The sequence below is a fragment of the Streptomyces albidus (ex Kaewkla and Franco 2022) genome (assembly GCF_013870515.1).
GTDB classification, from domain to species: Bacteria; Actinomycetota; Actinomycetes; order Streptomycetales; family Streptomycetaceae; genus Streptomyces; species Streptomyces albidus.
The window spans coordinates 1-8,184 of record NZ_JACBXA010000252.1 but is presented as its reverse complement, the minus strand read 5'-3'; the positions used below and the strand labels follow the sequence as shown (position 1 = coordinate 8,184).

Below are 8,184 nucleotides of genomic sequence, written 5' to 3'. Positions count from 1 at the left end.
CTGCTTGTCGCTTGTCGCCCACTCCGAGAAGGCCCCTGTACGGCCCTCAGAGAGCCGGAAACGGGCTTTGACCTGGAAAGCGACAGGCGACAAGACAAGACAAGCGACAAGCCGCACGACAAGCACACGACAAGCCAGACGACGGGCAGCACCCACACGAATCGGGGTGCTGCCCGTCGCTCGTGAAGGGAGCAACTTGTGCACCCCGACACCACATACGAGATCACCACCATGACCCAGCGTCCGGACCCACTGGCCTACACGCCCCCAGCAGCCAGGTCGAGGATGCTGCCGGAGGAACTCCCCGCAGGGGTCCAGATGGTCACCCTGCCCGGCGGCTACAGCACCCTCGCCTACACCCAACCCCCCGCACCCACCTCACCGCCTCAGCCGGTCGTTCAGCCCATCCCGCGATGGGCGAAAACCACCGCGCTCCTTGCTCCGACGGTCGGCACCGGCGTCGCGGTCGCCGGTGTCGGCCTCTCCTACGCCGCCCCGGGACTGATCGCCATGACCGACGCCCTCTGGTCCGCCGTCGCACTCATCGCCGCCGGCGGCGCAGCAGCCGCCGCACTCATCAAACGCTGCCGCCGACAGGCGCCCGCACACATCACCCAACACGTCACCGCCACCGGTCTCTTCGGCCGCGCCACCGGAACCATCAACCACCACTGACTCAGGGCGGCTGTCTCCCGCCAAGAAGCGCAGCCGCCCCGGTTCTCCCATCCCTGCAACGAGACTCAGGAGGTCTCCAGCATGACCCAACCCACCGACATCAGGCGAGCACTGCGCCGTCGTTTGCGGCTGCTGGATACGTACTGCTGCCAGGGCGGGGGCGCCTGGGGCTACGACGCTGCCGGGTTCGAGGTGACCGGCGTAGACAAGGACCCGCAGCCGCGGTATCCGTTCACGTTCATCCAGGGCGACGCGGTCGAGTTCATCCGCGAGCACGGCGCGGAGTTCGACTTCATCCACGCTTCCTGCCCATGCCAGCTCGACAGCGACTGCCAGCGCATCCAGGGCAACACCCACCCCGACCTCATCGCACCCACCCGCGAAGCGCTGGAAGCGACTGGGCGGCCATGGGTGATCGAGAACGTACGCGGCGCCCTGCCGAAGCTGCGGAACCCCGTGATGCTGTGCGGCGCCATGTTCGGGCTGCACACCTACCGGCACCGGTACTTCGAGACCGGCGGCGGCTTCACCCTCGGGCAGCCCGCACACCCCGAACACACCGCGCCTCAGGCGAAGATGGGCCGCCCAGTCCCCACGGGCCACTACGGGCAGTTCGTCGGCAACTTCTCCGGCGTCCCCCTCGCCCGCGAGGTGATGGGCGTGGGGTGGATGAACCGGGACGGCATCCGCGAATGCATCCCGCCCGCCTACAGCCAGTTCATCGGCACCGCCTTCCTCACCTCCGGGATCGGGGTGGCGGCATGAACACCTCAGTGCTTCAGACGGCTCTGCGCCTGGCTGAGGCCGGTGTGCCGGTGCTGCCGCTGCGGGCCCGGAAGCTGCCGGTGGGCAACTGCTCTGCCTGTGCCAAGTCCAAGTGCGGGGACCGGCCCAACATGCTCCGGGCAGGGCCCTGCCGTTGTCCGGCGCCGTGCCACGCCTGGGCAGCCGCCACCAGCGACCGGCAGATCCTCAACTCCCGTGCGTGGAAGGCGGCATGGGCGCAGGCCGCGACCGTGGCCTACCACCCGGGCGGCGCCGGACTGACGGTCCTGGACCTGGACGACGCTGACGCCATTGCCTGGGCGCGTGAGTCCCTGCCGGTCACCAGGACGGTGGCCACGACGCGCGGGGAGCACTGGATCTACCGCGGGGCGATGCAGTCCTCGAACGGGGTCCGGCCCGGTGTGGACATCAAGTCCGCGATGTCCTACGCCCGTTGGCTCGGGCCCGGCACCGGCACCATGGCTGATCTGCCGGGCGCCGTGCGCGCGCTGGTCGTGAAGGCACCCGCCGTGGCCCGGCCGTCTGGTCAGGTCGTCGCGGTGCCCGCGCCGGTCGATGGTGGGGAGTGCCGGCACCGCACGCCCGCGTATCTCGAGCGTGGCATCGCCATGGCCGAGGCGCGCATCACCGAAGCGTCCAGCGCGATCCACACCACGGTCTACCGGACCTTCCTCGCCGTGCTGTCCGCCCACGGCCGGTGCGGTTGCCTCACCGACGGCCACGTCGCGCGGCTGTTCGCCGCCGCTCAGACCAAGGGCGAATCACCTCGGCACTGCACCGACGCGTGGACCAACGCCCGCACCAAGTTGGGAATCTGACCATGTCCGACGACGAGAAGACACCGGCGCGCGAGGTCATCACCGACTACGCGCAGGCCCACTTCCGGTACTTCCGTACCGGCGACGGGACCGTGTACGCGCAGAAGAACGGCCACCCCGTGGCCCGCCCGATCCGATCCCAGGGCACGACGGGCAGCCACCGGCAGGAACTCATGGTCGGCCTGTTCCACGACGGGCGCGGCGTGTTCAACGGCACCGCACTGAAGGAGGCGCTGGATCTGATCGAAGCATTGGCTCTGAGCGAGGACGTGCAGTCCGTGAACATCCGCGTGGCTCCCGGGTTCGACGGGGCGACGTGGCTGGACCTGGGCCGCGACGACGGGCAGTCCGTCCGCATCCACCCCACCGGCTGGGAGATCACCGTTCCCGACCCGCGCGAGGTGTGCTGGCGGCGCACCCAGCTGACCGGGGAGCTTCCGCTCCCGGCAAAGGACACCGACGGGAAAGGCCTCGATCAGCTGCTGCGACTGTGCAACTTCGCCAACGCGGAGACAGAATGCCTCGCTGTGGCCTGGCTCATCGGCTGCCTCGGACCGTCCGTGCCCGTCCCCGCACCCTTCCTCACCGGCCCGCAAGGTGCGGGCAAGTCCTGCGGCGGGCGCATGCTCATCCGGATCATCGAGGGCATGAGCGGAGACCTGCGCCGCGCACCGAAGGACGAGGAGAACCTGATCGCAGCAGTGGCGGCCGGATGGGTCACCGCGCTCGACAACCTCTCCCACATGACCCCGGACCTGTCCGACGCGATGTGCTGCATCGTCACCGGCGCTGAGAACGTCAAACGCGCCCTGTGGACCGACGGGGACGTCTTCCGCGTCGGCTACCGCCGGCCGATGCTGCTGACCGGCATCGACGTGGGCGTCATCCGCCCCGACCTCGCAGAACGGCTCCTTCCGCTGCGTCTGGAACGCCCCAAGGTGCGGCGCACCGAGGCGGAGCTGTGGGCCGAGTATGCGGAGGCGCTGCCCGCCGTCCTCGGCTCTCTCCTGGACCTCACCGTCAAGGTCCGCGCGGCCGAGGCGGAGACACCCACGGATCTGCGCATGGCGGACTTCGCGCACCTGTGCGCGCAGCTCGACGCCGCGACCGGCCTCGGGGCCCTGCGTGCGTACCGGGCCAGCCTGGATGACCTCAACGACGACGTGATCGAAGGCGACTTGCTCGCGCAGACCGTCCTCAGGCACGCCGAGAGCATCAAGGCCGGGTCAGAGCAGCGAATGACCTCCACCGAGTGGCTGCACCTCCTCGGCTGCCTATACAGCGGCGACGGACTACGTCCGCTGCCCAGGGGCTGGCCGACCACGGGCAAGGTGCTCTCCGACCGGCTCAAGCGCCTCCAACCGACGCTTGCCGCCCGCGGTGTCCTCATCGACTCCGGCCGCACCAGCGAAGGCCGCTACCTCGAAATGACCCGCATGGAAGCCCCACCGGCACACGAGCCCAAGCGGATGTTCTGACCCGCACCGCACGGGCGCCGGTACAAGCAAGAAGAGCACCGGGGCGCGCCACGCCGCGGGTGCTCCTCTTGCTGTTCGGCGAAGCCGCCCGGTGGTCGCGCCGCGAAGCGGCTCCTTCTTCACGCCTGAAGCAGCACCGCACCACAACAGACACCACCCCTCTCCTTTGTCCTAAGAGGAGAGACGCTGCGTCATCTGCGTCATGCAGACCTGAAAACGGGCCCTGACCTGCGGATAGAGGCATGACGCAGACGACGGCGCCTGCGTCATCCTGCGTCATCTGCGTCATCGGATGACGCAGCCACTGACGCGCCAATGACGCAGCCCCGAACCACTGCGTCACACAAAATCGCAGTTCAGAAGCCCGATTGACGCTGATGACGCAATGACGCAGAAATCCGCACCTCGGACAGGCGCGGCCCCGCAGCAACGTCTCGCCAACCACACCCCGTCCTGGAGGAGTTGAACCATGAGCAAGAAGTCGGAGCTCCCGACGCTCTATACGGCCGACCACGTCGCCGAAGCCCTCGACTGCTCGACATGGTGGGTCAAGGAACAAGCCCGGCGGGGCCGGATCCCATTCATCCGAAGCGGCAGTGGATACCGCTTCACCAAGGGGCACGTCGAGGAAATCTTCGAGCTGCTTGAGGAGCGTCCATCAGCAGCACCGACAGAAGTGACGAGTTCCGGGCGGAGGGGGCGTACGTCTGTGTCAACGGGCGCGCCAGTCGCCCAGCTCCGTGCGCGCCGCCCACGCCGCACTCGGAACGCCGCCTGATCGCAAAACTGAACCGCCAGTGAGGGCTGGGAGTGGCAACTCCCAGCCCTCACCTATTGCTGGAGAAGAGGGAGCATGGGCTTCGCGGAGAACCGCGGCAACTACTGGCGCGGTCGTTACAAGATCTCGCCGGGCAAGTACGGAACGGTTGTTGATGACAGCGGTGTCGTCATCCGCTTCCGCACGAAACGGGACGCGAAACAGGCTGCCGACGCCGAGGAGGCGAAGGTGCGGAGCGGTACGTGGAGGAACCCCTCTGCCGGGCAGACCGCATTCGGCGAGTATGCGTCGCGCTGGTACGCGGCTCAGGATCTGGCCGCCTCCACCATGCAGAACTACCGGCGACACATTGAGGAGCACCTGCTCCCTGAGTTCCAGGACCGTGCGCTTGCCTCCATCCAGCGCACTGACGTCGATGCATGGGAGAAGCGGGAGAAGGGGTTTTACGCGGCGTCCAGCGTGAAGACGTGGCGCGGGACTCTCCACCTGCTCTTCGAAGACGCTGTGGAAGAAGGATTGATCAGCTCGAACCCTGCGACGAAGCGACGGGGCAGAGGTAAGCGCGCCGGCCGCTCGCGGGACCGGACCCCCGAGAAGGTGGTCACTGATCCGCTAGGCATCCTGCTTCTCGCTGAGCGAGCCTCCCTGCTCTCCGGCAGGGACGATGAGTTCATCGCCTGCGTCACCAAGGGCTACACCGGCATGAGGTGGGGCGAAGTCGTCGGGCTGGAGACGCAGTTTCTCCGGCCCGATGCGGTGCGTGTGGAATGGCAGCTGTACGAGCTCGATTCAGGCGAGTTCGAGCGTTGCCCGCCCAAGGACGACAGCTACCGGACTCTTGACGCACCTGCGTGGCTGACGGGTCTGTGGGCCAGGCAAGCCGCAATTGCGAAGCCGCACCCTTGCCGGTGTCACGGAAAGACGTACCTCTTCCGAGGACAGGGCATCTCCCGCACTGGCGAGACCGGGGCAAAGCTGGTGGACGTTGCGCGCCGCGCAGGAGTGTCCACAGGCACGGTTTCCAACGTCCTCAATCGGCCCACGGCCGTGGCGGAGGCAACCAAGGCACGCGTCCAGGAAGCCATCAGCGCCCTCGGCTTCACCCGCGGTGGGGGAGCGGTGGACCAGGCGCCGCACTGGAGACGGAACGGCTTCACCACATGGCTGTTCACTCCCGCAGCCTCCGGCTGGTACCCGAAGAAGGCACCACAGGAGGCCCGACCTGTGCCGATACTCGCCGACCCCTGGCCCGGCGTACCAGCACGGGGAAGGGGGGCTCAGCAGCGGGCTGAGGCGTGCTGGCTCCCCATCGCCAAAGGACTGACCCCGCACGGACTGAGGCATGCGCACAAGACGCGCATGCGCGGTCTGGGGACCCCGCCGAAGCTGATGGACGAGCGCATGGGACACCTGGACGGCTCGGTTCAGGCGCGCTACGACCACATCACCAAGGAGATGCGAGAGGCGCTGATGGCCGGCCTCACTGCGGAATGGGAGGGGGCGCTCGATCAGCGACTGGCGATGTGGCCCACGTCGCCGGTGGCGGTCCTCGATGAACTGTTGCGGGGGCGCCTGACGGGCCGTCGGTAGGTGCCGATCCGGGAGCCGATTTCCAAGATCTTCTCCCAGATTTCTCCCAACGGGCCCCGTGAATGCCTCAGGGGCCTGACCCGCAATTGCGGATCAGGCCCCTGAACTGCTGTTTCTTCTGTCGGGGTGGCGGGATTTGAACCCACGACCTCTTCGTCCCGAACGAAGCGCGCTACCAAGCTGCGCCACACCCCGAAGCAACGCGCACCACTTTAGCCCAGCAGGACGCTGAGGCGAAATCCGGATTACGCGCGACGGCCCGTCCGAGCAGGGCAAGGGCGGGGTTCAGGCTGAGCCGGCCCGGCGCTGCCCCCTGCCGTCAGGGCTGGGCCGTGAGCGTCAGCAGCGTGGCCTCCGGCGGGCACGCGAAGCGGACCGGGGTGTAGCGGTTGGCGCCACAGCCGGCGGAGACGTGGAGGTAGGACGTCTGGCCGCCCGCGCGATGAGTGGAGAGCCCCTTGACGCGGTCGGTGTCCAGGTCGCAGTTGGTGACGAGCGCGCCGTAGAAGGGGATGCACAGCTGCCCGCCGTGAGTGTGGCCCGCGAGGATCAGCGGATACCTGTCGGCGGTGAAGGCGTCCAGGACGCGCAGGTACGGGGCGTGGACGACGGCGAGGGAGAAGTCGGCGTCGGGTTCCGGGCCGCCGATGACGGCGCTGTAGCGGTCCCGCTTGATGTGGGGGTCGTCCAGCCCTGTGAGGGCGATCTCCTGGCCCGACGCCAGCTTGATCCGGCCCCGGCTGTTGCTGAGCCCGACCCAGCCGGCCTTGTCGAAGGCGTCGCGCATGCCCTCCCACGGGTTGTGGACGGCGCCGACGGCCGGCGGGTTGCCGTTGAGGCCGTGGCGCCCGTTGGTCTTCTCCAGCAGGTAGCGGGCGGGGTTGCGCAGCTTCGGGCCGTAGTAGTCGTTGGACCCGAAGACGTACGCGCCCGGGAACTCCATGAGGGGGCCCAGTGCGTCCAGCACCTCGGGGACGGCCTCGGGGTCGGAGAGGTTGTCGCCCGTATTGATGACGAAGTCGGGACGCAGCCCGGCGAGGGACCTCAGCCAGCGCTGCTTCTTGCGCTGCCCGCCGACCATGTGGACGTCCGAGATCTGCAGCAGGCGCAGCGACTGCGCGCCCGGCGGCAGTACGGGAACGGTGACGCGTCGAAGGCGGAAGGAACGGGGCTCCACGACGGTCGCGTAACCGGCGCATGCCGCGCCGAGTGCCGTCAGGGCGAGGGGGATTCCGTATCGCGCGCGCATCGGCCCATCGTCGCAGACCTCTGGCCGCCCTCGCACTCGGCGGCCTGCCGTCAGAGGGCCGTCGGGCCCGACGCGGGGCGGCGCGTTCCACGTCGCATGGGGGATGATGGCCGTCGAATTCTCTGGAGGACACGAAGACGCTATGACTACGCTCAAGTCCCGGCTGCAGGGCGACCTGACCGCAGCCATCAAGAAGCGCGACGAGCTGCGCTCCGCCACCCTCCGCATGACGCTCACGGCGATCACCAAGGAGGAGGTCGCGGGCAAGTCGGCCCGCGAACTCTCCGACGACGAAGTGCAGACGGTGATCACGCGCGAGGCGAAGAAGCGCCGTGAGGCGGCCGAGGCGTTCGCCGGGGGCGGCCGCAGTGAACAGGCCGCCCGGGAGCGGGCGGAGGGCGAGGTGCTCGCCGACTACCTGCCCAAGCAGCTGAGCGACGAGGAGTTGGACGCGCTGGTGGGAGAGGCCGTCGCGGAGGCGCAGGCCGGCGGTGCCGAGGGGCCGCGTGCCATGGGCGCGGTCATGAAGATCGTGAACCCGAAGGTGTCGGGCCAGGCGGAGGGCGGCCGGGTGGCCGCCGCCGTCAAGAAGCGCCTCGCAGCCGGTTAGCGCGACCCGGTCCCGAGGTTGTGTCGGCTCCGCCGGAAGCATCGGCGCGACGTACGAACGCGAAGGGGCGCCCTCCCAAGAGGGCGCCCCTTACTGCGTGTTCGTGCCGCAGACAGCCAACCGGACCGTTGTGAGGGCGGCTAGCCGGTACCGCCGAAGCGGCCACCCGTTGCTCCGCCGCGCCCGCTGTTGCCACCGAA

General features: G+C 68.6%; 8 protein-coding genes and 1 tRNA gene. 7 read left to right on the top strand and 2 right to left on the bottom strand.

The window, feature by feature from the left end:
- Positions 1 to 198: 198 nt before the first annotated feature.
- The 6 genes from H5J26_RS25575 to H5J26_RS25555 all read left to right on the top strand — a co-directional run bounded on the left by H5J26_RS25575 (position 199) and on the right by H5J26_RS25555 (position 6,125).
- Entirely contained in the window at positions 199 to 675 is a 477-nt protein-coding gene (locus H5J26_RS25575; protein ID WP_181768330.1) for a hypothetical protein, read from the top strand.
- Positions 676 to 756: 81 nt separating this feature from the next.
- The gene (locus H5J26_RS25570) at positions 757 to 1,440 is read left to right on the top strand and encodes an SAM-dependent methyltransferase (RefSeq protein ID WP_181768329.1); all 684 of its coding nucleotides are present in this window, start codon (positions 757 to 759) and stop codon (positions 1,438 to 1,440) included.
- Positions 1,437 to 2,279 (top strand): bifunctional DNA primase/polymerase, encoded by an 843-nt coding sequence (locus H5J26_RS25565; protein ID WP_181768328.1) that lies wholly within the window; start codon positions 1,437 to 1,439, stop codon positions 2,277 to 2,279. The genes H5J26_RS25570 and H5J26_RS25565 overlap by 4 nt, the downstream gene beginning before the upstream one ends.
- Before the next feature lie 2 nt (positions 2,280 to 2,281).
- The gene (locus H5J26_RS25560; protein WP_181768327.1) at positions 2,282 to 3,757 is read left to right on the top strand and encodes an ATP-binding protein; all 1,476 of its coding nucleotides are present in this window, start codon (positions 2,282 to 2,284) and stop codon (positions 3,755 to 3,757) included.
- Between the two features lie 469 nt (positions 3,758 to 4,226).
- The gene (locus H5J26_RS31670; RefSeq protein WP_235981091.1) at positions 4,227 to 4,535 is read left to right on the top strand and encodes a helix-turn-helix domain-containing protein; all 309 of its coding nucleotides are present in this window, start codon (positions 4,227 to 4,229) and stop codon (positions 4,533 to 4,535) included.
- 75 nt (positions 4,536 to 4,610) lie between these two features.
- Positions 4,611 to 6,125, top strand: a complete 1,515-nt coding sequence (locus H5J26_RS25555; protein ID WP_181768326.1) for a LacI family DNA-binding transcriptional regulator — start codon at positions 4,611 to 4,613, stop codon at positions 6,123 to 6,125.
- 121 nt (positions 6,126 to 6,246) lie between these two features.
- On the opposite strand, the gene H5J26_RS25550 is transcribed toward H5J26_RS25555, so the two are convergent.
- Both H5J26_RS25550 and H5J26_RS25545 read right to left on the bottom strand, forming a co-directional pair.
- Positions 6,247 to 6,320: transfer RNA gene (locus H5J26_RS25550), tRNA-Pro, on the bottom strand.
- 124 nt (positions 6,321 to 6,444) lie between these two features.
- On the bottom strand, positions 6,445 to 7,374 hold the full coding sequence (locus H5J26_RS25545; protein WP_181768325.1) for a metallophosphoesterase: 930 nt from the start codon (positions 7,372 to 7,374) through the stop codon (positions 6,445 to 6,447).
- A 142-nt stretch (positions 7,375 to 7,516) separates the two neighbouring features.
- Here H5J26_RS25545 and H5J26_RS25540 point away from each other — a divergent pair, with 142 nt between their 5' ends.
- Complete coding sequence (locus H5J26_RS25540; protein WP_181768324.1) at positions 7,517 to 7,984, top strand: GatB/YqeY domain-containing protein; 468 nt, start codon at positions 7,517 to 7,519, stop codon at positions 7,982 to 7,984.
- Positions 7,985 to 8,184: the final 200 nt, after the last annotated feature.